This window comes from Pseudomonas sp. TH04, from assembly GCF_016651355.1.
In the GTDB taxonomy this organism is placed as follows: Bacteria; Pseudomonadota; Gammaproteobacteria; order Pseudomonadales; family Pseudomonadaceae; genus Aquipseudomonas; species Aquipseudomonas fluorescens.
Genome location: NZ_JAEKEA010000001.1, coordinates 5,188,173 through 5,214,311, shown reverse-complemented (window position 1 = coordinate 5,214,311; position 26,139 = coordinate 5,188,173). Strand labels below are relative to the sequence as shown.

Annotated in this window: 28 protein-coding genes, 1 tRNA gene and 1 pseudogene; 21 read left to right on the top strand and 9 right to left on the bottom strand. The window is 59.3% G+C overall.

Features of this window, described 5'->3' with window-relative positions:
- Positions 1-5: 5 nt before the first annotated feature.
- The 5 genes from rloB (at position 6) to JFT85_RS23520 (ending at position 4,856) form a co-directional block, all read left to right on the top strand.
- Positions 6-1,538 (top strand): osmotic stress tolerance membrane protein RloB, encoded by a 1,533-nt coding sequence (gene rloB / locus JFT85_RS23540; RefSeq protein ID WP_053257495.1) that lies wholly within the window; start codon positions 6-8, stop codon positions 1,536-1,538.
- Positions 1,538-2,524 (top strand): alpha-L-glutamate ligase-like protein, encoded by a 987-nt coding sequence (locus tag JFT85_RS23535; RefSeq protein ID WP_053257496.1) that lies wholly within the window; start codon positions 1,538-1,540, stop codon positions 2,522-2,524. Before rloB ends, JFT85_RS23535 begins: the two co-directional genes overlap by 1 nt.
- A gap of 100 nt (positions 2,525-2,624) precedes the next feature.
- A complete protein-coding gene (pabB, locus tag JFT85_RS23530) occupies positions 2,625-3,968 on the top strand; it encodes an aminodeoxychorismate synthase component I (RefSeq protein WP_169875054.1) in 1,344 nt (447 codons plus the stop codon).
- A gap of 229 nt (positions 3,969-4,197) precedes the next feature.
- Positions 4,198-4,500 (top strand): type II toxin-antitoxin system HigB family toxin, encoded by a 303-nt coding sequence (locus tag JFT85_RS23525; RefSeq protein WP_169875053.1) that lies wholly within the window; start codon positions 4,198-4,200, stop codon positions 4,498-4,500.
- The gene (locus JFT85_RS23520; protein ID WP_053257499.1) at positions 4,500-4,856 is read left to right on the top strand and encodes a helix-turn-helix domain-containing protein; all 357 of its coding nucleotides are present in this window, start codon (positions 4,500-4,502) and stop codon (positions 4,854-4,856) included. Before JFT85_RS23525 ends, JFT85_RS23520 begins: the two co-directional genes overlap by 1 nt.
- 65 nt (positions 4,857-4,921) lie before the next feature.
- Here JFT85_RS23520 and thrH read toward each other — a convergent pair whose 3' ends face one another.
- Positions 4,922-5,539, bottom strand: a complete 618-nt coding sequence (gene thrH, locus JFT85_RS23515) for a bifunctional phosphoserine phosphatase/homoserine phosphotransferase ThrH (RefSeq protein ID WP_027603662.1) — start codon at positions 5,537-5,539, stop codon at positions 4,922-4,924.
- Positions 5,540-5,691: 152 nt separating this feature from the next.
- Between thrH and JFT85_RS23510 the strand changes: the two genes are divergently transcribed.
- The 3 genes from JFT85_RS23510 (at position 5,692) to JFT85_RS23500 (ending at position 9,168) form a co-directional block, all read left to right on the top strand.
- Entirely contained in the window at positions 5,692-6,426 is a 735-nt protein-coding gene (locus JFT85_RS23510; protein WP_069551501.1) for a phosphoadenylyl-sulfate reductase, read from the top strand.
- A gap of 470 nt (positions 6,427-6,896) precedes the next feature.
- Positions 6,897-8,426 (top strand): NCS1 family nucleobase:cation symporter-1, encoded by a 1,530-nt coding sequence (locus JFT85_RS23505; protein ID WP_201230525.1) that lies wholly within the window; start codon positions 6,897-6,899, stop codon positions 8,424-8,426.
- A 13-nt stretch (positions 8,427-8,439) separates the two neighbouring features.
- Positions 8,440-9,168 carry an aspartate/glutamate racemase family protein gene (locus tag JFT85_RS23500; RefSeq protein WP_201230523.1) on the top strand — a complete coding sequence of 243 codons (729 nt, stop codon included), beginning with the start codon at positions 8,440-8,442 and terminating at the stop codon, positions 9,166-9,168.
- Between the two features lie 43 nt (positions 9,169-9,211).
- On the opposite strand, the gene JFT85_RS23495 is transcribed toward JFT85_RS23500, so the two are convergent.
- Positions 9,212-10,135: a LysR family transcriptional regulator gene (locus JFT85_RS23495; protein WP_201230521.1), complete on the bottom strand. Its 924-nt coding sequence runs from the start codon at positions 10,133-10,135 to the stop codon at positions 9,212-9,214.
- 106 nt (positions 10,136-10,241) lie between these two features.
- On the opposite strand from JFT85_RS23495, the gene JFT85_RS23490 reads away from it, so the two are divergent.
- Entirely contained in the window at positions 10,242-10,988 is a 747-nt protein-coding gene (locus JFT85_RS23490) for a 3-oxoacyl-ACP reductase family protein (RefSeq protein WP_053257504.1), read from the top strand.
- 86 nt (positions 10,989-11,074) lie between these two features.
- Here the strand turns inward: JFT85_RS23490 and JFT85_RS23485 are convergent, their stop codons facing one another.
- On the bottom strand, positions 11,075-11,764 hold the full coding sequence (locus JFT85_RS23485) for an HAD-IA family hydrolase (protein ID WP_053257505.1): 690 nt from the start codon (positions 11,762-11,764) through the stop codon (positions 11,075-11,077).
- 300 nt (positions 11,765-12,064) lie between these two features.
- Between JFT85_RS23485 and JFT85_RS23480 the strand changes: the two genes are divergently transcribed.
- The gene (locus JFT85_RS23480; protein WP_053257506.1) at positions 12,065-12,448 is read left to right on the top strand and encodes a DUF2784 domain-containing protein; all 384 of its coding nucleotides are present in this window, start codon (positions 12,065-12,067) and stop codon (positions 12,446-12,448) included.
- On the opposite strand, the gene JFT85_RS23475 is transcribed toward JFT85_RS23480, so the two are convergent.
- Positions 12,408-13,376 carry an NAD-dependent epimerase/dehydratase family protein gene (locus JFT85_RS23475; RefSeq protein WP_073637993.1) on the bottom strand — a complete coding sequence of 323 codons (969 nt, stop codon included), beginning with the start codon at positions 13,374-13,376 and terminating at the stop codon, positions 12,408-12,410. The two genes, JFT85_RS23480 and JFT85_RS23475, sit on opposite strands and share 41 nt — an antisense overlap.
- A 93-nt stretch (positions 13,377-13,469) precedes the next feature.
- On the opposite strand from JFT85_RS23475, the gene JFT85_RS23470 reads away from it, so the two are divergent.
- From JFT85_RS23470 to JFT85_RS23445, 6 genes are all read left to right on the top strand, one after another.
- Positions 13,470-14,354, top strand: coding sequence for a LysR family transcriptional regulator (locus JFT85_RS23470; RefSeq protein WP_069551505.1), 885 nt, complete (start codon positions 13,470-13,472; stop codon positions 14,352-14,354).
- A 54-nt stretch (positions 14,355-14,408) separates the two neighbouring features.
- Positions 14,409-14,987 (top strand): DUF4337 domain-containing protein, encoded by a 579-nt coding sequence (locus JFT85_RS23465; RefSeq protein ID WP_053257509.1) that lies wholly within the window; start codon positions 14,409-14,411, stop codon positions 14,985-14,987.
- A 205-nt stretch (positions 14,988-15,192) separates the two neighbouring features.
- Positions 15,193-15,852 (top strand): M24 family metallopeptidase, encoded by a 660-nt coding sequence (locus JFT85_RS23460; protein ID WP_069551506.1) that lies wholly within the window; start codon positions 15,193-15,195, stop codon positions 15,850-15,852.
- A 17-nt stretch (positions 15,853-15,869) separates the two neighbouring features.
- The gene (locus JFT85_RS23455) at positions 15,870-16,223 is read left to right on the top strand and encodes a gamma-glutamylcyclotransferase family protein (RefSeq protein WP_053257511.1); all 354 of its coding nucleotides are present in this window, start codon (positions 15,870-15,872) and stop codon (positions 16,221-16,223) included.
- 102 nt (positions 16,224-16,325) lie between these two features.
- The gene (locus JFT85_RS23450) at positions 16,326-16,661 is read left to right on the top strand and encodes a hypothetical protein (RefSeq protein ID WP_053257512.1); all 336 of its coding nucleotides are present in this window, start codon (positions 16,326-16,328) and stop codon (positions 16,659-16,661) included.
- A gap of 77 nt (positions 16,662-16,738) precedes the next feature.
- Positions 16,739-17,779: a DMT family transporter gene (locus JFT85_RS23445; protein ID WP_053257513.1), complete on the top strand. Its 1,041-nt coding sequence runs from the start codon at positions 16,739-16,741 to the stop codon at positions 17,777-17,779.
- A gap of 34 nt (positions 17,780-17,813) precedes the next feature.
- On the opposite strand, the gene JFT85_RS23440 is transcribed toward JFT85_RS23445, so the two are convergent.
- Positions 17,814-18,173, bottom strand: a complete 360-nt coding sequence (locus JFT85_RS23440) for a hypothetical protein (protein WP_078827140.1) — start codon at positions 18,171-18,173, stop codon at positions 17,814-17,816.
- Positions 18,174-19,148, bottom strand: coding sequence for a hypothetical protein (locus JFT85_RS23435; RefSeq protein WP_201230520.1), 975 nt, complete (start codon positions 19,146-19,148; stop codon positions 18,174-18,176). It lies immediately after the preceding gene.
- A 505-nt stretch (positions 19,149-19,653) separates the two neighbouring features.
- Between JFT85_RS23435 and JFT85_RS23430 the strand changes: the two genes are divergently transcribed.
- Positions 19,654-19,923, top strand: a complete 270-nt coding sequence (locus JFT85_RS23430; protein WP_064453662.1) for a hypothetical protein — start codon at positions 19,654-19,656, stop codon at positions 19,921-19,923.
- 125 nt (positions 19,924-20,048) lie between these two features.
- Positions 20,049-20,253 (top strand): annotated as a pseudogene (locus tag JFT85_RS28520) (EamA/RhaT family transporter); the annotation flags it as partial.
- 34 nt (positions 20,254-20,287) lie between these two features.
- Here JFT85_RS28520 and JFT85_RS23425 read toward each other — a convergent pair.
- Positions 20,288-21,847 (bottom strand): sensor domain-containing diguanylate cyclase, encoded by a 1,560-nt coding sequence (locus JFT85_RS23425; RefSeq protein ID WP_201230519.1) that lies wholly within the window; start codon positions 21,845-21,847, stop codon positions 20,288-20,290.
- A gap of 256 nt (positions 21,848-22,103) precedes the next feature.
- A tRNA-Ser gene (locus JFT85_RS23420) sits at positions 22,104-22,193 on the bottom strand.
- 335 nt (positions 22,194-22,528) lie between these two features.
- Between JFT85_RS23420 and JFT85_RS23415 the strand changes: the two genes are divergently transcribed.
- The 3 genes from JFT85_RS23415 to JFT85_RS23405 all read left to right on the top strand — a co-directional run bounded on the left by JFT85_RS23415 (position 22,529) and on the right by JFT85_RS23405 (position 25,195).
- Positions 22,529-23,221, top strand: coding sequence for a crotonase/enoyl-CoA hydratase family protein (locus tag JFT85_RS23415; protein WP_201230514.1), 693 nt, complete (start codon positions 22,529-22,531; stop codon positions 23,219-23,221).
- A gap of 213 nt (positions 23,222-23,434) precedes the next feature.
- Entirely contained in the window at positions 23,435-24,181 is a 747-nt protein-coding gene (locus JFT85_RS23410) for a lysophospholipid acyltransferase family protein (protein WP_069552608.1), read from the top strand.
- A gap of 42 nt (positions 24,182-24,223) precedes the next feature.
- Positions 24,224-25,195 carry a magnesium and cobalt transport protein CorA gene (locus JFT85_RS23405; protein ID WP_053257520.1) on the top strand — a complete coding sequence of 324 codons (972 nt, stop codon included), beginning with the start codon at positions 24,224-24,226 and terminating at the stop codon, positions 25,193-25,195.
- Here the strand turns inward: JFT85_RS23405 and JFT85_RS23400 are convergent.
- Complete coding sequence (locus JFT85_RS23400) at positions 25,192-25,917, bottom strand: amidotransferase (RefSeq protein ID WP_069552610.1); 726 nt, start codon at positions 25,915-25,917, stop codon at positions 25,192-25,194. The genes JFT85_RS23405 and JFT85_RS23400 overlap by 4 nt on opposite strands.
- Positions 25,918-26,139: the final 222 nt, after the last annotated feature.

Sequence of the window (26,139 nt, the reverse complement as noted above, 5' to 3'; positions counted from 1 at the left end):
ACTGAATGCGCTCTCTGACCCTGCACCTGAAAATCCTTATCACCATCCTGGTGGTGTTGGGTATTTCGGTCACCGCCTACCAGATTTTCGTGCTGGGCATCCCCGTCACCGAGGACGCCACCGACGACCTGTGGAACATCGACGCCAAGGTCGAGTTCGTCGCCAACCCCAAAGACCCGGTGAAGATCTCGATGTTCGTGCCGCCCCTGAGCCGCGACTTCGTCAGCCTCAATGAGAGTTTCATCTCCAATAATTACGGCGTCAGCGTCAACCGCACCGACGGCAACCGCAAGGTGACGTGGTCGGCACGCCGAGCCAAAGGCAAGCAGACCCTGTATTACCGACTGGTGCTGACCAAGCGTTACAGCGGTGAAAAGGTCAAGGTCAAGGGCCCGACCTTCCGCGACAGCATCGCAGTCGAAGGCCCGGAGAAAATCGCCGCCGAAGCCTTGCTGGCGCCGATCCGCCAGCACTCGGCGGACGTCGAGACCTTTATCGGCGAGGCTATCAAGCGTACCAACAACCTCAACGACGACAATGTGAAGCTGCTGCTGGCCGGCGATCCGTCGACACCACACAAGGCCAAGATCGTCGAGCTGCTGCTGTCGATCGCCCACGTGCCGATCGAAAAGGTCCACACCATCCGCCTGGTGGCCGACCAACCGCAAACCCCGGAGCTGTGGCTGCGCAGTTTCAACGGCAATGACTGGCTGTACTTCAACCCGGAAACCGGCGAGCAAGGCCTGCCGTCCGACCGCCTGTTGTGGTGGACCGGCGATGAAAACCTGATCACGGTCGATGGCGGCAAGAAAGCCATGGTGACCTTCAGCCTGAACAACAGCGAAATGAACGCCATTCGCCTGGCCAAGCTGACTGACGAAAATACCGACGCCAACTTCCTCGAATATTCGCTGTACGGCCTGCCGCTGCAAACCCAGCAGACCTTCATGATCATGGTGATGATCCCGATTGGCGTGCTGGTGATTCTGATCCTGCGCAACCTGATCGGCCTGCAGACCCTGGGCACCTTTACCCCGGTGCTGATCGCCCTGGCGTTTCGCGAGACGCAGCTGGGCTTCGGCATAGTCCTGTTTACGATTATCACGGCGCTGGGCCTGTCCCTGCGCTCGTACCTGGAACACTTGAAGTTGCAGATGCTGCCGAGGCTATCGGTGGTGCTGACCTTCGTGGTGGTACTGATTGCGGCCATCAGCCTGTTCAGCCACAAACTCGGCCTGGAACGCGGGCTGTCGGTGGCGTTGTTCCCGATGGTGATCCTGACCATGACCATCGAACGCCTGTCGATCACCTGGGAGGAGCGCGGCGCCAACCATGCGCTGAAAGTGGCGATCGGTACGCTGTTCGCCGCCTCCCTGGCGCACATCATTATGAGCGTGCCGGAGCTGATCTACTTTGTGTTTACCTTCCCGGCGATCCTGTTGATCCTGGTGGGCTTCATGCTGGCCATGGGTCGTTACCGCGGCTACCGCCTGACCGAGCTGGTGCGCTTCAAGGCCTTCCTCAAGGCTGACTCGTAATGTTCGGCTTCTGGAAGACCTGGAAGGCCCTGGAAGCGCGGGGGATCATGGGCATCAACCGGCGTAATGCCGATTACGTGCTCAAATACAACAAGCGCAGCCTGTACCCGATTGTGGATGACAAGATCATCACCAAGGAACGGGCGATTGCCGCCGGCATCCATGTGCCGGAAATGTACGGGGTCATTTCCACCGAGAAGGAAATCGACAAGCTCGACGCGATCATCGGCGGGCGCAACGACTTCGTGATCAAACCGGCCCAGGGCGCTGGCGGTGATGGCATCCTGGTGGTGGCCGACCGTTTTGAAGGGCGCTATCGCACCGTGTCCGGCAAGATCATCAGTCATGAAGAAATCGAGCACCAGATTTCCAGCATCCTCACCGGCTTGTATTCCCTGGGCGGTCACCGGGACCGTGCGCTGATCGAATACCGCGTGGTGCCGGACCAGATCTTCAAGAGCATCAGCTATGAAGGCGTGCCGGATATCCGCATCATCGTGCTGATGGGCTACCCGGTGATGGCGATGCTGCGCCTGCCGACCCGGCAATCCGGCGGCAAGGCCAACCTGCATCAGGGTGCCATTGGCGTGGGTGTGGACCTGGCCACCGGCCTGACCCTGCGCGGCACCTGGCTGAACAACATCATCACCAAACACCCCGACACCACCAACGCAGTGGACGGTGTGCAACTGCCCAACTGGGATGGTTTCATGCAGCTGGCGGCCGGCTGCTACGAACTGTGCGGGCTGGGCTATATCGGGGTAGACATGGTGCTGGACCAGGAAAAAGGCCCGCTGATCCTCGAACTGAATGCGCGGCCGGGGCTGAATATCCAGATCGCCAACGACTGCGGCCTGACCCTGCGCACCCACGCCGTGGAAGCGCGCCTGGAAGCACTGAAAGCCGCCGGCGTGACGGAAACCCCGCAAGAGCGCGTGACGTTTGTGCAGGAAATGTTTGGGCACATACCCCACGTCGAAGGCTGATCCGGGCTTCAACCTGTCTATCGCCGACATCCCCTCTAGGACCAAATCCTACGGGGGACTACAATCGCCTCCCCCACGCCAATCGCTGATCCGCCCCGCAATGTCGACCTGCTCCGTACACTCGCTGCCCTACCGCGCCAACCCCGCCGACTATTTCGCGGCGATTCGCCATGCCCCCGGTGCGGTGCTGCTCGACAGCGGGCGCCCGGCCGCAGAACGCGGGCGTTATGACGTGCTTAGCGCCTGGCCACAAGCAACCCTGACCGTAAGGCCTGACGAAAGCGGCCGTGATTTCCTGCAGCGCTTGCGCGATAACCTGACGCAGCTGGGTGAAGCGGCAATACCGGCGGATTTGCAACTGCCATTTGCCGGCGGCTTGATCGGCTACCTGAGCTACGACTTCGGTCGGCACCTGGAACAGATGCCACACCTGGCGGTGGATGACCTGCACCTGCCGGATGCACGCTTCGGGCTGTATGCCTGGGCGCTGATCAGCGATCACCAGGCACAGACCAGCCAGTTGATCTTCCACCCGGCGCAGGCCGACAGCGAGCGACAACGGTTGATCGACCTGTTCAGCCAGCCTGCCCCGCACACATCGGCCACCTTCAGGCTGCATGGCCCGATGGCGCCCGATCTCACCGCCGAGGCTTATCGCCAGGCCATCGTGCGCATTCAGGACTATATCCAGGCGGGCGACTGCTATCAGGTCAACTTCGCGCAGCGCTTCCGGGCGCCGTGCAGCGGCGACCCATGGGTGGCTTACTGCGCGCTGCGTGAAGCCTGCCCTACGCCCTTTTCAGGTTTCCAGAGCCTGCCGGATCACGGCGCGGTAGTGAGCCTGTCGCCGGAGCGCTTTGTCAGGATCAGCGAACGCCAAGTCGAAACGCGCCCGATCAAAGGCACCCGCCCACGGGGTTTGACCGCCGAAGAGGATGCAGCTCACGCCGCAGAACTGCTGGCCAGCCCCAAGGATCGCGCCGAAAACCTGATGATCGTCGACCTGCTGCGCAACGACCTCGGTCGCACCTGCCGCACGGGCTCGGTGAACGTGCCGGAGTTGTTCAGCCTGGAAAGCTACCCCAACGTGCACCACCTGGTGAGCAGCGTCACCGGCATCCTGGCCGACGACAAGGACGCCCTCGACCTGATCGCCGGCAGCTTCCCCGGCGGCTCCATCACTGGCGCGCCGAAGATCCGCGCGATGCAGATCATCGACGAGCTGGAGCCGACGCGCCGCGGTTTGTATTGCGGCTCGCTGGTGTACCTGGATGTACGCGGCGAGATGGACAGCTCCATCGCGATTCGCAGTCTGCTGGTCAAGGATGGGCAGGTGTGCTGCTGGGGCGGCGGCGGAATCGTCGCGGACTCGCAGTGGGAGGCGGAGTATCAGGAGTCGCTGACCAAGGTGCGAGTGTTGTTACACACGTTGGAAAACCTCTAGCGGCGCCCATCTGCCTGGCGTTCAGACGCAGAGCCCAGTCGCCGAAAAAACCTGAATCAGAATGGTCGTCGACGGCGTCGTGAGCGGGAGGTTAGCGTCCAGCCCCTACCGCCCACCCGCCGTTTGTGAAGGATCACATGAAGCGAATGCCTACTCGTCAGAAATTATTTCCGCGATTGCGTACCCACTCAACCACGCCTATTATCTCCCATATTGGGAGGCTGCAGCGATGCGGATAATCGCTCTTTCTACCTTACGAATATTCTGGGAAAGCCATCCCGCGTACAGCGAGGCCAAAACGCCGCTGGTCGAGCTGTATCGCCACTTGGAGAAAACTACTTACACCACGCCGCAGGCACTCAAAGAAGCGCTCAGGACGGCGAGCATTCTCAAGGCCGGCAGGGTCGTGTTTAACGTGGGCGGCAACAAATATCGAGTGATCATGGCGATCGACTATCAACGACAGCTGGGTTTCGTCCGTTTCGTGGGAACCCATGCGCAATACGACCAGATCAACGCGGAGACCGTGTGATGAACATCAAACCTATTCACTCCCAGGAAGACCTCACGGCGGCGCTCGCACGCGTCGAGCAGCTATGGGGAGCGCACGTCAACTCGCCAGAGGGTGACGAACTGGAAATCCTCGCCGTACTCATTGAGAAGTACGAGGCGGAACATTTTCCAATGCCGGCTTCAGACCCAGTGGAAGCGATTAAATTTCGTATGGAGCAGTTGGGCATGACTGCGCGTGACCTTGAGCCTTTTATCGGTACAAGCGGGCGCGTGTCCGAAGTGCTGAATCACAAGCGAAAGCTGAGCCTGGCGATGATCAAACGCCTGCATGAAGGCTTGAGTATTCCTTATGAACGCTTGCTGGCCGAGGTTTAGGCGCTGACTGAGCCGGCTTCATCACAGGCGAGCCCGTGATGAGGCCAACAGCATCAACCCATAAACTACAGGCTCAACGGCCGATTCGACGCCTTGATGAACTCTTTTTTCAAGTCCTCAAACGTATGCACCGCTGGGAACTGCGGGAACTCGCGAATCACATTCTCCGGCGCATGGAACAGAATCCCACGGTCAGCTTCGCCGAGCATGGTGGTGTCGTTGTAGGAATCGCCGGCGGCGATCACGCGGTAGTAGAGGGTCTTGAACGCCAGCACCGACTGGCGTTTGGGGTCCTTCTGGCGCAGTTGGTAGCTCACCACCCGGTCGTTCTCATCGGTAATCAACCGGTGGCACAGCAAGGTCGGGAAACCCAGTTGACGCATCAGCGGCTGGGAGAATTCGTAGAAGGTGTCTGACAAAATCACCACCTGGAAGCGTTCGCGCAGCCAGTTGACGAACTCGATGGCGCCGTCCAGCGGCTTGAGGGTGGCAATCACTTCCTGGATATCGGCGAGCTTGAGCCCGTGTTCGTCGAGGATGCGCAGACGTTGCTTCATCAGCACGTCGTAGTCGGGAATATCCCGGGTGGTGGCCCGCAGGGATTCAATACCGGTTTTTTCGGCGAAGGCGATCCAGATTTCCGGAACCAGCACCCCTTCCAGGTCGAGACAGGCAATTTCCACAACACACCCCTATTTATAGTGTTCTAGTTGAGCGAGCAAAAGGACTGCCGAACTCTAGCGACTCAAGCTCGGCCCCGCAACGCAGGGCGGATTTTGATACCATCGCTCCCCTATAGAGCGCTCAGCGCCACTGACCTGTAGGAACCGTCCTGATGAACCAAGCCTTTGACGTCGCTGAACTCGCTGCGACTTACGCAAACAAATCCGCCCAGGACATTCTCAAGCTGGCCTTCAGTCAGTTCGGCGATGACCTGTGGATTTCCTTCAGCGGCGCCGAGGACGTGGTGCTGGTAGACATGGCCTGGAAGCTGAACAAGAACGTCAAGGTGTTCAGCCTCGACACCGGTCGCCTGCACCCGGAGACCTACCGGTTTATCGAGCAGGTGCGCGAGTTCTACAAGATCGACATCGAGCTGATCTCGCCGGACCAGCGCGCGCTGGAACCGTTCGTCAAGGAAAAGGGCCTGTTCAGCTTCTACAAGGACGGCCATGGCGAATGCTGCGGCGTGCGCAAGATCGAGCCGCTGCGCCGCAAACTGTCCGGCGTAAGCGCCTGGGCCACCGGCCAACGCCGCGACCAGAGCCCGGGCACCCGCAGCCAGGTGGCGGCACTGGAGGTCGACAGCGCGTTCTCCACTCCGGAACGCACGCTGTACAAGTTCAACCCGCTGGCGCAGATGACCAGCGAGGAAGTCTGGGGTTACATCCGTATGCTGGAGCTGCCTTACAACAGCCTGCATGAGCGCGGCTTTATCAGCATCGGCTGCGAGCCGTGCACCCGGCCGGTATTGCCGAACCAGCACGAACGCGAAGGTCGCTGGTGGTGGGAAGAAGCCACGCAAAAGGAATGTGGCCTGCACGCCGGGAATCTCATCAGCAAAGCCTGAAGACCAGCGCAGTCAACCCTGTGGGAGCGGGCTTGCTCGCGAATGCCGTGGATCAGTCGACCTATTCAGTGACTGGCACTGCACATTCGCAAGCAAGCCTTCTCCCACATTTGCGTTGTGGCGAACATAAATCTTGTACACACCAATGTAACCATCGGTGCCATTTATGTGTGCAATCCATTTAAAAGCGCACCATAACGTAACACCTGTTCCCGGCTCTTTTCGTTCTGTCCCGCACTGCCTCTGCTGCCTGAAAAATAAATACCTGTTCAAATGGTCAATTTATATCGCTTTTAATTCAGTCAGTTATTTGAGAAGCCTACAAAAACGAAATTAATTACCCGTTTCATAGATCCAAAACTGGCACGCATGTGGCTTAAGGTGAAATGCACTTTGTATACAATAAATACAAAACCTACATACACTTTGCCATCCGCGGCTCGCTCGCCGATGCGCTGGAGCCTGCCGGAATGCGTACCAGCCTCTCAAATAACATCGCAATGGATCTGCCCTCCTCCGCCCTGACCCCGGAGGCTGCAAGCCCCGGCCCGCTGGTGCTCAGCCCTCGCCTGCACAATCGGGACCTGGCGCCCACCAAGGTTGAGGGGCGTCGCTGGGGTCGCTATAGCATTTTCGCGTTGTGGACCAATGACGTGCACAACATCGCCAACTATTCGTTCGCCATCGGCTTATATGCACTGGGCCTTGGCGGTTGGCAGATTCTGTTATCACTGGGGATTGGCGCGGCGCTGGTGTACTTCTTCATGAACTTGTCGGGGTACATGGGGCAAAAGACCGGCGTGCCGTTTCCGGTCATCAGCCGTATCAGTTTCGGTATCCACGGGGCACAAATTCCGGCGCTGATCCGGGCGGTGATTGCGATTGCCTGGTTTGGTATCCAGACCTACCTGGCGTCAGTGGTTTTCCGCGTGCTGTTATCGGCAATTCATCCAGGCTTTGCCGACTACGACCACAACTCGATCCTCGGCCTCTCGACGCTGGGTTGGGCGTGTTTCGTGACGATCTGGTTTGTGCAGCTGGCGATCCTGGCGTACGGCATGGAAATGGTGCGCCGCTATGAAGCGTTCGCCGGGCCGGTCATTCTGGTGACGGTGGCCTCCTTGGCCGGTTGGATGTATTTCCAGGTCGGCGGCAATATCGCCTGGTCGATCCGCGAGCCGCTGAGCGGTGCCGAGATGTGGCGCAATATCTTTGCCGGGGGCGCGTTGTGGCTGACGATCTACGGCACGCTGATTCTCAACTTCTGCGACTTTGCCCGTTCCTCGCCGTGCCGCAAGACCATCCTGGTCGGTAATTTCTGGGGCTTGCCGGTGAATATCCTGGTGTTTGCCGCCATTACCGTGCTGCTCTGCGGCGGGCAGTTCCAGCTCAATGGCCGGGTAATCGAAAGCCCGACCGAAATCATCGCGGCAATCCCCAATACCTTCTTTCTGGTGCTGGGCTGCCTGGCATTCCTGATCGTCACCGTGGCGGTGAACATCATGGCCAACTTCGTCGCGCCGGCCTTTGTGTTGAGCAACCTGGCGCCCAAGTACCTGAACTTCCGACGTGCCGGGCTGATCAGCGCCACCGTGGCAGTGCTGATCCTGCCGTGGAACCTCTACAACAGCCCGCTGGTGATCGTGTATTTCCTGTCCGGCCTGGGCGCGCTGCTCGGGCCGCTGTATGGGGTGATCATGGTCGATTACTGGTTGATCCGTAAAAGCCAGGTGGACGTTCTGCAGTTGTATAGCGAAGACCCGAATGGGGTTTATTACTACAGCCGAGGCGTCAACTTACGCGCAGTCGCGGCGTTTATTCCCGCGGCGGTGATCGCGATCCTGCTGGCGCTGTTGCCGGGCTTTACCAGCGTCGCTCCCTTTTCCTGGCTGTTTGGCGCTGGTATTGCAGGGCTGTTGTACCGGCTGATCGCCAAACGCCAACCGTTCTACGCCGATGTCAGCGGCGAAAGCATTGCAGTCGATAACGTCAGTCATTAACCAAGGACATTCCATGCGCATCCTCGTGGTCAACGTCAACACCACCGCATCCATCACTGAAACCATCGCCGAGCAGGCCCGCGCTGTGGCCTCGCCCGGCACCGAAATCGTCGGTCTCACACCGTATTTCGGCGCCGAGTCGGTGGAAGGCAATTTCGAAAGCTACCTGGCCGCTATCGCCGTGATGGACCGGGTGATGGCCTACGATCAGCCGTTTGATGCGGTGATCCAGGCCGGCTATGGCGAACATGGCCGTGAAGGTTTGCAGGAACTGTTGAATGTACCGGTGGTGGACATCACCGAGGCGGCGGCCAGCACGGCGATGTTCCTGGGCCACGCCTACTCAGTGGTGACCACCCTGGACCGCACGGTGCCGCTGATCGAAGACCGCTTGAAACTTGCCGGGCTGTATCAACGTTGCGCGTCGGTGCGCGCCAGTGGCATGGCAGTGCTCGAACTCGAAGAAGACCCGCTGGCCGCCATGGAAGCCATCGTGCGCCAGGCGGAACTGGCGATCCGCGAGGACAAGGCCGAAGTGATCTGCCTGGGCTGCGGCGGTATGGCCGGGCTGGATGAACAGATTCGCCAGCGCACCGGCGTGCCGGTGGTGGATGGGGTGACGGCGGCAGTGACCATTGCCGAATCCCTGGTTCGGTTGGGGTTGTCGACATCGAAGATCAGGACCTATGCCACGCCGCGGCCGAAGAAGGTCATTGGTTGGCCGGGCAGGTTGGGCCGGTAGACCGAGTCGCCTGCGATGGCCGCGACTCCCTGAGCAGCCGTCGTCAAATCGCGCTGAACCGCTGCCCCAAGCCCTTCTCGGCAAACTGCTCGATGATGAAATCCACAAACGCCCGGGTCTTGCCGGGCAGCAGCTTGTGTTCGGCGTAGTAGATGGAGATGTTGCCATCGTCGACGTACCAATCAGGCAACACCCGCACCACCGCACCGCTGTCGAGGAACGGCACGGCCATCGGCATACTGACCAGCGCAATCCCCAGGCCTTGAGCGCTGGCGCAGCAGGCGGCTTCGGAATCGCTCATGGTCATGCGCGGCTTGAGCACCAGCGGGCGTTGCTCACGCTCCGGGCCGGTGAGCTGCCAGGTTCGCACGCGGCCGGTTTGCGGCGACCGGATCAAGATGCCCAGGCAATGCGATAAATCTTCGGGCCCCCTTACGGGCAGGCGTTGCTCCAGGTAAGACGGCGAGGCCACCAGGATTCGATGCGCAGGTGTCAGCTTGCGCGCCACCACGCCTTGGGGCAGCTCAAAGCCGCCGCCGATAGCGGCATCAAAGCCTTGGCCGATCAGGTCCACCTGGCGATTCTCAAAATGCCAATCCGGGCTGATCGCCGGAAAGCGCCGCATAAACTCCGCCAGTAACGGCACCACATAACGATTACCGAACACCGTGCCCATGCTGACCTTGAGCGTGCCCACCGGGCGGCCTTGCGCGCTCGCCAGGTTGGCCACTGCGTTCTGGATGGTGATGAGGCTGTCGCTGACTTCTTCAAGGAACAGCTTGCCGGCTTCGGTCAGGGTCAGGCGTCGGGTGCTGCGTTGAAACAGGCGAACACCGAGGCGTGTTTCCAGCTTGGCGACGCTCTTGCCAACCGCCGCCGGCGTCAGGCTCAGGTGCCGGGCCGCCTCGGCAAAGCTGCCGCCTTCAGCACTGCGCACAAAGCATTCGATACTGCCAAAGCTTTCCATATCGCACCATTCTAAACTTTTGGTTTACACAGACTATAGCAATCACGGTCTACCGGGCTGGCTGGGTGAGGTCGATACTCGGCCCATCAACTACTTGGAGATCGACATGACCACACACAACCTCACCGGCAAAGTCGCCTTGATCCAGGGCGGTTCCCGCGGCATCGGCGCTGCCATCGTCAAGCGCCTCGCCGCACAAGGTGCAGCCGTTGCCTTTACCTACATCAGCTCGGCCGCCAAAGCCGAGGAACTACAGAACGCGGTGATCAGCGCAGGCGGCAAAGCCCTGGCGATTCAGGCCGACAGTGCCGACGCCACGGCGATTCGCAATGCGGTCAACGCGACCGTCGAAGCGTTCGGACGCCTGGATATCCTGGTGAATAACGCCGGTGTATTGGCTATCGCCGCGCTGGAAGATTTCAAGCTGGAAGACTTCGACCAGACCCTGGCGATCAATGTGCGCAGCGTGTTTATTGCCACCCAGGAAGCGACCAAACACATGGGTGAAGGCGGCCGCGTGATCAACATCGGCAGCACCAATGCCGAACGCATGCCGTTTGGCGGCGGTGGCCCCTATGCGATGAGCAAGGCCGCACTGGTAGGCCTGACCAAAGGTTTGGCGCGGGACCTGGGGCCACGCGGCATCACCATTAACAATGTGCAGCCGGGGCCGGTTGACACCGATATGAACCCGGCGAACAGTGAGTTTGCCGAGACGCTGATCGGGCTGATGGCGGTGGGGCGTTATGGCCATGCCGAGGAGATTGCCAGTTTTGTGGCGTATCTGGCCGGGCCTGAGGCGGGCTATATCACGGGGGCAAGCCTGACCATCGATGGCGGTTTCAGCGCCTGACCCACTGGCAGCGGGCGTGCCGGCGACAGCGGTCTTGAGGACGCTATCGCCGGCACGCCCGCTGCCACGGTGTTGCCCGTGTTCAGTCAGGGAAAAGGTGGCAAGCCATAGGCGGCGAGGTCGAAGTCCGCAAGTTTGCGGATGATCTGGTCGGCATGCGGGTACTTGCTGTCAGCCATGGCTTCATCCGGCACAGCGATGGCCGTCATGTTGGCGGCTTTGGCGGCCGTCACACCGAACGGCGAGTCCTCGAACACCAGGCAATCCTGCGGCGCGATGCCCAGGCGACGCGCGGCGGTCAGGAAGATATCCGGCGCAGGTTTCGCGGCGCCGACTTCCGGGTCATCGGCGGTGACGATGGTGCCGAACAGGCCAAACCATTCGCGGTGCAAAGTGGTCTTATGGCCAAACGAATTGCGCGATGAGCTGGTGCCCACTGCGATCGGAATGTCATGGGCCTTCAAGTGCCGCACCAGCGCCTCGGCCCCCGGCATGCCCAAGGCATTGGGGAAACGCTCGCTCATCAGCGGTTCACGGATTTTGAGAAACTCGGCTGCCGTGATTGGCAAGTCCAGTGCCTTTACCACATAGTCAGCCAGGTCCTGAGCGCCCCGGCCGATGATGTGCTGCTTGATGCCCCAGTCGTAGGTTCGGCCGTAGCGTTCGGCGATGATCTGCGTGACTTCGGTGTAGATGCCCTCGGTATCCAGCAACAACCCGTCCATATCGAAAATCACGGCCTTGATCGGGCCGACTGCGGTACGCGGTGCATTCATCACAACAGAACCTTGGGGGAAGGACTAAAAGGATTCAGCACAATAACGGCCCACGTTGCTTGCAAGCAACCATCACCGCCACAAACCTGCGCCCACCGTCACGCCTGACTCGGCAAAGCCCGTGCCCGACTTGCTAAGCGGTGAGTCGGTAAAAACACTGCTCGACGGGCTGATCCGCAGCGCGTGGCAGGCGAATGACTTGGTTGCCGTAATATGGCGAAAAACGGCCTGTGTTTATCGACGACCTGCCAGAACACTTCGGCGCCTGACACCGGCCCACTTTAATAAGCGAACCCGATCATGCTCTACCGCGTAGCCGCCGACAGCCTGGTGCTGTTCCACCTGTGTTTCATCTTGTTCGTGCTGTTCGGCGGGTTGCTCGCCCTCAAGTGGCGGCCCGTCATGTGGCTGCACCTGCCAGCCGCTGCCTGGGGGGTGGCGGTGGAAGTGTTCCACCTGCCCTGCCCGCTGACCCGTTGGGAAAACCTGTTGCGCCATCTCGCCGGGCAGGACGGTTATGGCGGCGGGTTTGTCGAGCATTACATCCTCACGCTGATCTACCCGGCCGGGCTGACCCCGAACATTCAATGGGTGCTCGCAGCCGTGGTGTTGCTGATCAACATTGCGGTGTATGTGCGCTTGATCAGGCAGAAACAGGCAAACAACCCAGTTCGGCCAATGTAGCCTCCACCGCCTGCTCCAGCGGCGTGTGCGGCTCGCGGCCCAAGGCGCCCAGCAAGCGCTGGTTATCCAGGCACAACGGGGTTTGCCACAGGTAGCGCATTTCCTGCATTTCACGGATTGTGACGACAAAGGGCGCTACCAATTTCATCAACCACCAAGGGAAACGACCTACGCGCGGCTGATGACCCGTCCGGCGCAGCACCACGCGCTGGATTGCCTCGGCCATCTGCGTGCCGTCGGCGTCCATATGCCCGGCCATATGAAAGCGCGCGAACGCATCGAGGCTCGCCCGGCGCTCAATCAACTCGAGCATGGTGCGCGCCACATCCGGCAGGTACGCCCATTGATGCGCCACCCCGGGAGAGCCTGGGTAGCTGACCGCGCGCACCGGTTTGCCGGGTTTGACCAGGCCTTGAGCAAACCAGTTGTTGGCGACCCGCGCGCCGAAAAAATCCCCGGCACGCACGATCAACACCCGAGCGCCCTGACGGGAAGCGTCCTGTAGACGCTGCTCCAGTTGCACACGAATCGCGCCTTTGCGTGTCTGCGGGTGCTGAGGCGAGTCTTCGTGCAACACGGGAAACGCATCCGGCCCGAAGTTGTAGACCGTGCCAGGCAACACGATGGTTGCGCCCTCGGCAATCGCCGCCGCGATGCTGTTATCGATCATCGGCACCACCTGCTCGGCCCAGTTGCGATAGCCCGGCGGGTTGACCGCATGGACGATCACCGCACAACCACGCGCTGCGGCGAGCACCGCCTGGCGATTGAGCGCGTCGCCCTGCAGCCAGGAGAAGGCAGCATGCTCACGACGCGCCTTGTCCACATTCCGAGTCAACGCACACACCTCCCAGCCTGCCGCACTCATCTGCCGCGCCACTTCGCCGCCGATCCCGCCCGTTGCTCCCAGTACCAGAACTTTGCTCATGACCCTCTCCCACGTTGGTTGGTGAGGCCATTGTGTGGCGGGCTCGGCTATCAATAAATTGCCGAAGAGTATCGAGCCGCTATACATTTATGCATGCCTGCGAATATTGGTTGGGAGCTTTACCGGTCGTTCCTCGGTGTACTGAAGGAAGGATCGTTGTCGGGGGCCGCGCGGTTGCTTGGCATCACACAGCCGACGGTCGGCCGGCACATCGCTGCGCTGGAATCGGCGCTGGGCGTGGTGCTGTTTACTCGCTCGCCCAGCGGGCTGTTGCCGACGGCAGTGGCCCACACGTTGCGCCCCCACGCCGAAACCATGGAGCGCACGGCCGCCGCCCTCGAACGCGCCGCGTCGGCTCAAGGCGATGAAGTGCGTGGCGTGGTGCGGATCTCGGCCAGTGAAGTGGTCGGTGTGGAAGTGCTGCCGCCGATCATCACGCAGTTACGTCGCCAGCACCCGCACCTGCGGGTTGAACTGATCCTGAGCAACCGCCTGATCGACCTGCTGCAACTGGAGGCCGACATCGCCGTGCGCATGGTCCGACCGAGCCAGGCGCAATTGCTGGCAAGGCGCGTCGGCCTGATCGAAGTCGGCCTGTATGCCCGCGATGATTATCTGCAACAGCACGGCATCCCGCTGCTGATGCACGACCTCGTCGGCCACTCGGTGATTGGCTTTGATCAGGAAAGCGCGTTTATCCGCAGCTTGCCCATCAAAGGCTTTGATCGCAGTGTCTTCGCCATCAGCAGCGACAGCGACCTGGCACAACTGGCGCTGATCCGTGCCGGTGCCGGAATCGGCGGTTGCCAGGTGCAACTGGCCAAGCAAACCCCGAGCCTGCAGCGGGTACTGCCCGACGCGTTTGCGTTCAAGATGGACACCTGGGTCACCATGCACGAAGACCTGCGCAACAGCCCGCGCTGCCGGGTGACCTTTGATGCGCTGGTGCAGGGTTTACAGCGTTACGTACAGGATTGAGACAGCTGAATTGGTAAAGAATCAGACTCCCTCATTCCGTTCGTAGACGCCCCCATGTCCGAAGCCTTCGAAGTCCCCAGCCCCCACGAAAAGCACATCGAACACACCACCGAACATGCCCATGGCCGCGGAGACAATTTCGCCAGCCGCATCGCCGTGATGACCGCCCTGATGGCCACCCTCGGTGCCATGCTCAGTTACCAGGCCGGCTCGACCGAAAGCGAAGCGGCGATGGACAAAAACAACGCCGCCATCATCAAGACCGAAGCCGCCAACCAGTGGAACTACTATCAGGCCAAATCCAGCCGACAAAACCTGGCGGAACTGGCCACCCATATCCCCGGTGTGGATGCTGCGCATTACAAGGACGAAATCGAACGCTACAGGGGCCAGAAGGAAGAAGTGCGCAAGCAGGCCGAGAAGCTTGAGGCGACGTCACGGGACTGGGATCAGAAGTCCGAAGAGGCGCTGCACCAGCATCACCGATGGGCCCAGGCGATGACGGCGATTCAGATCGCGATTTCGCTGGCGGCGATTACGTTGCTGACGCGCAAGGAATGGTTGAAGCGGATGTCATACACCGCCGGCGGCGTGGCCGTGATATTGGGCAGCCTGGCGTGGCTGCATCTCTGACTGACCGAACGCGGTCAAAAAGTGGGCGCTGGCTGGCCTGCGATGCGGTGGGTCAGGCCGCATCAATGTTTGCTGAAACCGCGCTATCGCAGGCAAGCCAGCGCCCACAGGTGCTCTTCGGGGTTATCAGAGTTGGGCTCTGCATCGTATCGCTATATAGTAAAACGCATAGCGACCAGTACAGCTTGAACGCGAGGGAAAACCGGTGACTGCACAACCCAAAGAAGCTGTGGGCGCCGCCTACAGTATCGACTGCATGCGCTATGCCCAGGCCATGACGTGGCAAGCCATCGACCACCTTGCCCAACGTATACGCCCCGGCATGCTCGAATCCGAAGCGCGCGAATTGGGCAAGCAGGTGCTCACCGAACTCGACATGCAACGCATCTGGCACCCGCTGCTGGTGCGATTCGGTGCCAACACCCTCAAGACGTTCAAGCAACGCTCGGACGGCGACCCGGTATTGGCTGAAAACGATATCTTCTTCATCGACATGGGCGCAGTCTGGCAAGGCCACGAAGGTGACGCCGGTGCGACCTTCGCCACCGGCAACGACCCACAGATGATCGCCTGCGCCAGCGCCGCCAAAGCGCTGTTCGACCGCGTACAGTCACGCTGGAAAAGCGACCAGGTCGCAGGCCTTGAGCTTTACCGCTACGCCGAGGAGCAGGCCCAGGCCATGGGTTGGCAACTGAACCTCGACATCAAGGGGCACCGCGTCAGCGACTTCCCCCACGCGATCCACCGTGGCGGCGACCTGGGCGATTTCGAACACTGCCCGAATGCCGGGCTGTGGATCCTGGAAATCCAGATCGCCCACCCGAACAAGCCGTACGGCGCCTTCTACGAAGATTTACTCGCCTGACCCACCAAGGAATCAAAATGGAACACTCCACCCAATTTCCCGTGCTGTTGTTTTCCTACGGCACCTTGCAAGACAAGGCCGTGCAACTGGCCAACTTTGGCCGGGAATTAGTCGGCCAGCAGGACGCGATGCTGGGCTATTCACAAAGTTGGGTAGAAATCACCGACCCCGAAGTGCTGGCCACCAGCGGCAAGACCCACCACCCGATTCTCGCACCGACGACAGAGAAGGCTGCCAGCGTTGAAGGCATGGTCTTTCAGATCAACGAGCAGGAACTGGCCGCGGCGGATGCGTATGAAGTGTCCGACTATAAACGGGTCTCGGTCGCGCTGGCTTCCGGGCTGACGGCTTGGGTGTACGTACAGGCGTGACGATCAAAATGTCGACTGATTGATGTCAATCCGCCCTGGCCACGTTTAAAGTGTCGCCCCCTCGTGAATTGAATCGCGAGGGTTAGTCCATGGAGTTACACAGTGAAGTACGTCAGTAAAGTGGTTGCAGCAGCAGTTCTCGGTTTCGCACTGGCAGGCTGCACCGGCACCGCCATCAAATCCCCGCAGTACGACAGCAGCCAGTACACCGTGCTGGGCCACAGCGAAGCCAGCGCCACCGGCATCATGTTGTTCGGGGTTATCCCGATCGGCCAGAACAGCCGTTTTGTGCGCGCTCAGGATGCAGCCATCAAAGCCAAAGGCGGCGACGCGCTGATCAACACCCAAGTGCAGGAAAAGTGGTTCTGGGCATGGGTATTGAGCGGTTACACCACCAAGATCTCGGGTGATGTGATCAAGCTGAAAACCGCGCAATAAATGTAAAAGTGTCAAAATCGCCAGGGCATTAGCGCCTGCGCGAGACGTATCATGGGCCTGACCTTCGAGGATGGCCCATGAACCTCAGTATCCTGTACGCACTGGCCGCTGCCGCCCTCTTCGGCGCCAGCACGCCGCTCGCCAAAAGCCTCGGCCTGGGCCTCTCGCCCGTGCTGCTCGCCGGCCTGCTCTACCTCGGCAGCGGCGTCGGCCTGGCCGGCGTGCGCCTGATCCGTGATCGCGGCTGGAAACCCAGCGGGCTGACCCGTTCCGAATGGCCGTGGCTGATCGGCGCCATCGCGTTCGGCGGCATCCTCGGGCCGGTCGCATTGATGTTCGGCCTGACGCGCACGGCCGGCGCGACCGCCTCCCTGATGCTCAACCTTGAATCGGTGCTGACCGCCGTTATCGCCTGGCTGGTATTCCGAGAAAATGCCGACCGGCGCATCGTCCTGGGAATGCTCGCCATTGTGCTCGGCGGCGTGGTGCTGTCAGGCGCCGGCGGTGGCGGCACAAGCCACGATTGGACCGGGCCGTTGGCCGTAGCGGTTGCCTGTTTGTGCTGGGGGATTGATAACAACCTGACGCGCAAGGTGTCTGCGTCTGACGCGGTGTTTATTGCGGGCGCCAAGGGTTTAATTGCCGGGGTGGTGAATTGCAGTTTGGCGCTGTATCTCGGCGCGCAGGTTCCGGGCGTGGCGCAGCTGGCGCCGATCTTGCTGGTCGGGTTTCTGGGGTATGGCATCAGCCTGGTCATGTTCGTGCTGGCATTGCGCGGCCTGGGCAGTGCACGCACCGGCGCCTACTTTTCGACCGCGCCATTCCTCGGTGCCGCGGTGGCCTTGCTGGTGATGGGCGAGTCGGTGAGCGTGGCGTTCTGGGTTGCGTCGGCGCTGATGGCCGTGGGTGTGTGGCTGCACCTGACGGAGCGGCATGCGCATGAGCATCTGCACGAGGCGACGGAACACGGGCACCGGCACGTGCATGATGAGCATCATCAACATGAGCATGGGTTTGAGTGGGACCCGGCGGAGCCGCATAGTCATGTGCATGTACACAGTGTGATGCGGCATAGCCATGCGCATTTTCCGGATGTGCATCATCGGCATCGGCATTAAGGGCGACAGAGCAATGCCCGTATTACAGGGCGGATTAGTTTTCTATGAAAAACCAACTGATACACATCACGGTAAGGGATGTGAAACCGATCAGTGTCGGTATGACCATCCAGTACTTAAGCTGTCGTGGGATTTTTTCAACGTCCTCAACCCGCACTAAACGCCTCCATTGGAGTACTTTGGGCACAAGAATAATGATCGCCATGGCAACTAGACGCTGAGGCCTTCCATCAAAGGGGGCATGACGGAAAATATCCCTGTGCACGACGATGTAAGCGCTGTTCTCGACATAGCGCTCTGCTGCGTCGAGTTTTTTGAACATGGCCCAAAAAAAGAGTGGGAAGCTTAATATCATGACGAACCCAGCGCACATCCCGATATATTCAAAGACCATTTAATCCCTCACAGTCCTATAGAGAAATTTCCCTGTGCCCTCTCCCAAGGCGCTTCCGATCTTACCTCCAGCAAGTCCGCCTGCGGCACCGCCGACAATGGCACATGCCAACGCTCCGGCACCTGCTGTGGGTACGCCAAAAACAATCATGCAGGCGGCGACACCGATAGGCGCCCCAAACACCCCGCCCGCAGATGCACCACCAACCCCCAGCACCAACTTGCCCCCTTCAACATACTTCGCCTGCGTACACTCCTGCTCACGCCCGGTGGAACACGCCTCCGTTATCTCCAGCGCTGTCGCCCCAACATCCAGCGCTATACCAATGTAAGTCCCCTTCTTCAGCATCTGCGAAGCCTTGGCTAAACGCTTGACCCGCGCCTCATACCCGCGAATTTCTCCATGCTGCCAATAGCTTTTACTGGATATCCCCAGCATCTTTTTAATCGAACCTTCGTTTCTCAACCCCGTACCAAAGCGCGCCATCCCCGAGATTTGGCTGTCCAACCTTGCAAACAGTGCTCTTCGTTTAGCCAGAAACTCCTCCCTCGCCCCCGTGGTTCCCTTTCTCAAATACTGCTTATGCAACGCCTCGATTTCCATAAGGGTCTTCTCGACTTGCGCCAAATGCTTGCTCCAAGCGCTGCTGGCACTGCCGATGCCAACGGAGGAATAGGTCAAGATGGCCTGCAACTGATCATAGTTGTTGATCAAGAATTGGTCGGTTGCCGAGTACGCCAACAAGGCGAGCTTAATATTCAACGCCGAGCGCATCAGCTGTGCCTCTTCGGCAGTGCAAGAGGCGGTGCGGCTATCCCCGATGATCACCAATTGCCCAGGCAACACCAGCGTGTTGCGGATGTGTTGGTTGAGGGTGTCGAATTTGGTCTGGGTATGGGGATCAAGCGCCAGGCTCAGTTTAAGCAGCGGGTAAGGCTGCGGTCGTTCGTTGATAAATGCGTAGGGTCCCTGCATGCGTGCACTTCCAAATGACTGAGGCGCAGGACTATAAGAAGGTGCTACAACCGAGGTAAGACGCATATAGGGGTGGTTTTAACGTTTCAGAAAAAGACTACTTAAGTCGAAGCATATGCCTACGATTGCAGGTTCCGGCTGATCACCTGCCCCCATCAGTCAAGGGGATTGCGTGGATCTGAGCGAGATTGATTACTTCGGTAATGTCCTACAGGCCACTCAGAAGCATCGGCCTGCCGCTTCGATACCGCCAGGCCTATAGTCATGCGGTCGCCCACATGGCGATCGGGTTTGGCGACTCGACGATAAATCGACAGAAACGTCTCGGCGTATTTGCGGGATGCTTCTGCGCGCAATAAGCTGCTCAACGGTAGCTGTGCGCGGGAGACCTTCGGGTCTGCCGGTTTTTCCGATTGTCCCGGTTCGCCAACCTGCGTACAGCTGCCACCCTTTTGTTTGGCGACAAATGTGTGGTTGCTATCCTTCGACAACCGGAGTTCCACATATGAACCAATACATAGCCCTCACCAGCAACGACAGCGCCACCCCTGCCCTTTTTGTCGATACCACCGTGCCGCTGGAAATACTCCTCGACGCTGCGACCTATCGTCTTCGTGCCGTTACCCAAGTTATTGAGAACCTCGCACTACGTAGCGAGATAAGTAGCGATGCAGTTGTGCTCAGCGATTTCGCGCTGCTCTGCTCAATTCCGCTGCGCGACGGTTGCGACTTGCTGGACGTCATAGGGCGGCGGATGGATACGCCGTGCTCGTGATACAAGAACGGCACGCTTTCAAATTCAAGAAATAACAAAACCTCTGGTTTCTTACGAAATCAGAGGTTTTATTTTTCTCGTAGTTGGCGGTGAGAGAAAGCAAATATGTCCGCCCCCTTTTCTGCGCAGTTCTCGGTCTGGGCAGTGCGCGCACCGAAGCCTACTTCTCGACCGCGCCGTTTCTCGGTGCCGCAGTTGCCTTGCTGGTGATGGGCTAGTCGGTGACTGTCTGTGGCTTTCTGGATTGCGTCGGCGCTGTTGGCCGTGAGTGTGTGGCTGCACCTGACGGAGTGGCATGCGCACAACGCGGCGGAACACGGGCACCGGCATTAACGGCGGGTGCTCATGCTAAAGAGCTAGCCCATCAAGGCTGCTCAGCCACCACGCAATTGCGCCCGTTTTGCTTGGCCTGGTACAACAGCTGGTCAGCCCGTTCAAGCACCACCGCAATCGAATCGGTGCCGGGGTGCCATAGCGCGACGCCCAGCGAAACCGTCAGGTGCCCGACCGTTTCGATGTCCGCTGCGTCGATTGAAGCACGCAGTCGCTCGGCAACATCGATGGCCGCCTGAAGCGAACTATTGGGCAATAACAACACGAATTCCTCGCCACCAACCCTGCAGGGCAAGTCGTTAGACCGTGAGTTCTGTTGCATGAGCTGCGCAATCGCCCTCAGGGTTTCATCACCTGCCGCGTGGCCGAAAGTGTCGTTCACACGTTTGAAGTGGTCGATGTCCATGGAAACAACGGCGAACGCTTTTTCAGCGTCCTCCCAACGCGCCAGGACATCCTGCATCGCTCGGCGGTTGGCCAGGCCTGTCAGCGCATCGGTTTGCGCTTGCTGATTGAGCTTGCCGATTTTCTCTTGCAGCAGGGTGGCGCCGAGCAACAGTGCTCTGCGAATCTGCCAGCTTTCGAAATAACGCGCCGGGACTGCGCTGATGCGTTCGTAGCTGTCGGGTGTGTCCAGCCGTTTAGCGCACTCGGCAAGCCTGGACAGTGGCGCCGAGATCCTTGCGCCCAGCCACCAGATCAAGATGATGCCGAACAGCGCCAGCGGCGCTATACCCTGCATGACTTTGGCCATGGTGTGCTGCAGGACGGCCTGGATGTTTTCCAGTGGCTGTTGCGAAATCACTCCCCAACCACTGCTGGGCACCTTGGCGAAGCCCGCGAGCATTTCCACGCCATTGGCATCCGTCGCCTGTAAAGTACCGGCGTCCTGACTGAGCGCTGCATCGGCGATCAACCCCGTTCCCGTGACGCTGCCTATCTGCGCGGGATCGGTGTGATAGAGCACCCGACGGGCGCTGTCGATGAGATAGACATGCGCCCCATCCTTGCGCACATTGGTATCCATCAGCGCCTGCAGTGTATTTCTCTGCTCAAGCCGGACACTGCCGCCTATCAGGCCCAGGTATTCGCCTTTCGCGTCAAATACGGGCTGGGTAATGAACACCACCAGATTGCCGGAGAGGGACCTGAACGCATTGCTGATTCTTGGCACACGAAGGCTGAGCGGCTCCTTGTGTTGCAGCGTGCGCCCATCGAGATGAAGGCTTTGCGGGGCTGAGGCAATGATTGATCCGCCCGCGTCGGCGATCAGCACGGAGTTGAAACTGGCGTCCTGGCCAAACAGTCGATCGGCCTCCTCGGCCAAATAGCGCTTATCGTCGAACGCCTTACCAATGAGCACGGAGCCAAACTTTAACTTGTCCAGGTCCGAGTCAAGCACCTGCTCCACACTCAGCGCAATCCGAGCGGCGTAGGCCTTGTTCACCTCCAGGGCATTCTCAATCAACTCCTGCTTCTGAATCTTGAACGTCACCCAGAAACTGTTGACCAATGTTGCAAAGGCAGAGAGCAGCACAAAGATAAGAATCAGCGTGCGAAGGTTGAGCTTAGGCTTCGGTCGAGTGGTCATTGTTGAACTATCCGGGTGTGCGGGAGAAAGACAAACGATTTCACCCTTGGTATCGCATCCTGGCCGAAAGCAGCCGCTGCCGCCGGCTTGGAGGCCCGCCAGCCAATTCTGAACGCACTGAGCCGATGTGTCTGAGAGTCGACGCTATAAAACACCGTCAGTCCCAGATTGGACCTATATGGCCTTTTTTCAGACGCCAGAAACCACAAAACCCCGAATTTCACTAGGAAAATCAGGGGTTTGTGTTTGTAGAATGTGGCGGTGAAGGAGAGATTCGAACTCTCGATACAATTTCTTGTATACACACTTTCCAGGCGTGCTCCTTAAGCCACTCGGACACTTCACCGTATCTCGTCAAACCAGTTCAGTCTGTCGAGGCGCGCTAATGTAGTCGAAAGCCTTTCTGATGGCAAAGGTTTTTTTCAGAATTTTCATGCGGTTAGGCGGTTATGCCGTGACCTACCCGGCGAGGGCGGTGATTCTGCCATTCTCGGGCACCGCCGGCATGCGCTTGGGACGGCTGCTGCGCCCTGCCCTAGGCCGTCTAACCTAGGGGATGCGGGAAAAGTCTGACTGAGTAGTCAGTCACGGCGCTTTACCGGGGCGGGCGTGGTGGGTAACGTCTGCGCATGCTCTTCTATAAACAGCCTATCTATAACAAGTCCTACAAGGAACCGCGTCATGAGTGAGTTGATTGCCTACCACCTCGAAGACGGTATCGCGACCCTGACCTTGAGCAACGGCAAGGTGAATGCCATTTCTCCGGCGGTGGTCAGTGAGTTTAATGCGGCACTGGATCAGGCCGAGAAAGATCGGGCGGTGGTGATCATCACCGGGACGCCGGGGATTCTGTCGGGCGGTTATGATTTGAAGGTGATGACGGCCGGGCCGAAAGAGGCTATTGGCCTGGTGACATCGGGCTCGACGTTGGCGCGTCGCCTGTTGTCGCACCCGTTCCCCGTCATCGTCGCCTGCCCAGGGCATGCGGTGGCCAAAGGTGCGTTCCTGCTGTTGTCGGCAGATTATCGGATTGGTGTGGACGGCCCGTTCAGCATTGGCCTGAACGAAGTGGCGATCGGCATGACCATGCACCATGCCGGTATCGAGCTGGCGCGGGACCGGCTGCGCAAGTCGGCGTTTCATCGTTCGGTGATCAATGCCGAGATGTTTGACCCGCAGGGCGCACTGCAAGCGGGCTTCCTGGATAAGGTGGTCGCACCGGAAGAATTGCACGCGGCGGCCCTGGAAGCGGCCCGCCAATTGAAGAAGATCAATATGAACGCCCACAAGCACACCAAGCTGAAGGTGCGTAAAGCACTGCTGGAAGCATTGGATGATGCAATCATCCAGGATCAGGGCCATACCCTGAGCTAACACCCCGCAGCGGCAACGCCTGAGCCCGACCTTGAGTCGGGCTTTTTCTTACCGATAAATCCGAAACCTCGTTAGCCGCTCTAGTCAGGCCTTGTCGGCTTACGTTGAAACATGTGCTTAAACATCGCCTAACTCCTACGTCTGTAGGGGCAATTGCCGAATACAGTGCACATCCGTACACTGCGCCACCTTTTGTCCCGATGGGCCGTGTCGATGCTCTTTCTGTTACGTATGTTGTTGATGGGCCTGCACTTTATGGTTGCCGGTGTGCTGGGCGTGCTGCTGGGCATTTGTCGGCCGTTCAATCCCGACAACAGTCGCTTGTGCGCGCGCCTCTATGCGCTGCCCGCCATGTGGATATTGCGTTTAAACGTGAAGACGGATGTCGACTCTCTGCGCAACAAGCCCGGTACGTGCGTGATCATCGCCAACCACCAGTCCAACTATGACCTGTTTGTGTTGGGTAATGTGGTGCCTTACCGCACGGTGTGCATCGCCAAGAAAAGCCTGAAATGGGTGCCGCTGTTCGGCCAGTTGTTCTGGCTGGCAGGCAATGTGCTGATCGACCGTGGCAACGCGCACAAGGCGCGCCGCGCGATGCTCACGACCACGCACACCTTGCAGCATCAGGACACGTCGATCTGGGTGTTCCCGGAAGGCACGCGCAACCTGGGCAAAGGCCTGTTGCCGTTCAAGAAGGGCGCGTTCCATATGGCAATCGCGGCAGGTGTGCCGATCGTCCAGGTGTGTGTCAGCAATTACGTCACCCATATGCAACTTAATCAGTGGAACAGCGGTGATGTGCTCATACGCTCGTTGCCACCGATTCCTACCGCAGGCCTGACTTCGGATGACATCCCTCAATTGATGCAGGCCTGTCAGACGCAGATGGATGAATGCATTGCCGCGATGGACCGTGAGCTGCAAAGTGCCGCAACAATCGAACTCGCTTCCAGCTAAGCTGCCCAACACCTGTCCTCCTAACAAGAAGCGATCTGCACCATGGGTAGAGTTGTTGCGGCCGCCGTTTACAGCGGCGGAAAGAAAGTCACCGATATTACCCTCGATGAGGGCGCGGCCTGGGCCGCCAAACCCGACCATTTTGTCTGGATCGGCCTGGAAGAGCCCAACGCCCATGAACTGGCCAACCTGCAACGCCAGTTCAACCTGCATGAACTGGCCATTGAAGACGCCTTGGAAAAACACAGCCGACCGAAGCTGGAAACCTTCGGCGATGCGCTGTTTATCGTGACCTACTCACCGGTGCGCGAGAACGGCAAGCTGGTGTTTATCGAAACTCATATTTTCGCCGGTAACGGCTACATCATTACCGCACGCAACGGCCACTCAGCGTCGTACGGCTATGTGCGCCAGCGCTGTGAGGCGCGGCCGCTGTTACTGGAGCATGGGGAAGATTTCGTACTCTATGCGCTGCTGGACTTCGTCACCGAAAACTACCAGCCGGTGAGCGAGGCGATCCATGCCGAGATCGATGAGCTGGAACGCAACGTGTTGTGCAATTCCCTGAGTGAAACCGATATCCACAACCTCCACGGCCTGCGTCGTGACGTGCTGCGGCTCAAGCGTTATGTGGCGCCGATGGTCGAAATCAGCCAGGAATTGCAAAAACTGAGCTTCCCGTTTATCGACAAAAACATGCGCCCCTACTTCCGTGACGTGCAGATCCACGTGACGCGGCAGATGGAAGACCTGACCACCCTTCGCGATATCGCCAGCCAGACCATTGAGATCGGTGTGTTGCTGGAGGCCTCACGTCAAAGCGTGGTGCAACGCAAATTCGCCGCGTGGGCGGCGATTCTGGCATTCCCCACCGCAGTGGCGGGGATTTATGGGATGAACTTCCAGAACATGCCCGAGCTGCAATGGCACTACGGCTATTTTGCGGTGCTCGGGTTTATTGCGGCAGGCTGCACCGGTTTGTGGGCGAGCTTCAAACGTTCGGGCTGGCTTTAAACCGCCGCCTCTGGCTTGTGCGCGACAAAGCGCATCATCCATTCCGCCACGGTGGCACCGTGGTGGTCGCGCTCCAGGCTTGCCACGCCGTGGGTATAGACCTTTTCCCCCAGAGTTGTCTGAAGAATCTCCAGTAACTCGCGGGAATAATCGTGGATGAATTCCGGGTGGCCCTGGAAGCACAGCACCTGGTCTTCGATGTGATACGCCGCATACGGGCAAAAATCGCTGGACGCTATCACCGTGGCGTTTTCCGGCAGGCGGGTCACTTGATCCTGATGACTGATCAGCAAGGTCAGTTCTTCCACCACCGGGCTCATCCATGGCGCCTTGGCATTCAGCGTGTAGTCGTGGATGCCCATGCCCCAGCCTTTGCTGGCGCGTTCAGTCTTGCCGCCCAACAGCAGCGCCAATAACTGGTGACCGAAACACACGCCCAGCAACTTGTCGCCGCGCGCATAGCGGTCGAGCAAGTAGGTTTTAAGGGTCTGGATCCATGGGTCGGTGCCGAAGGAATCGGCCTTGCTGCCGGTGATCAGGTAGGCGTCGAACACCTCATCATCTGACGGGTATTCGCCCTGGACGACGTTGTAGATGACAAATTCGGCGGCTATCGGTTGCTTGGAGAACAGGCGTTTGAACATCTGCCCGTACCCTTGGTACTGATCGATCAAGCCTGGACGCAGGATATCGGTTTCCAGGATACAGACGCGTAGCGACATAAAAAATACCTGACACGGTGACGGGAATAATGCACACCCCAGCCTGCCCTGAAATACCCCTGCAAAGCAAGTCCCACCATGGGCCTACCCGCAGGAGCGACGGTGCGCCGATTCAACGTGCCCGCGATGGCGTCATATCAGCCAACATTTGCAGTGGCAGACATACCGCTATCGCGGGCAAGCCCGCTCCCATGAGGGTTCTCTATTGCCCAACATATTGCG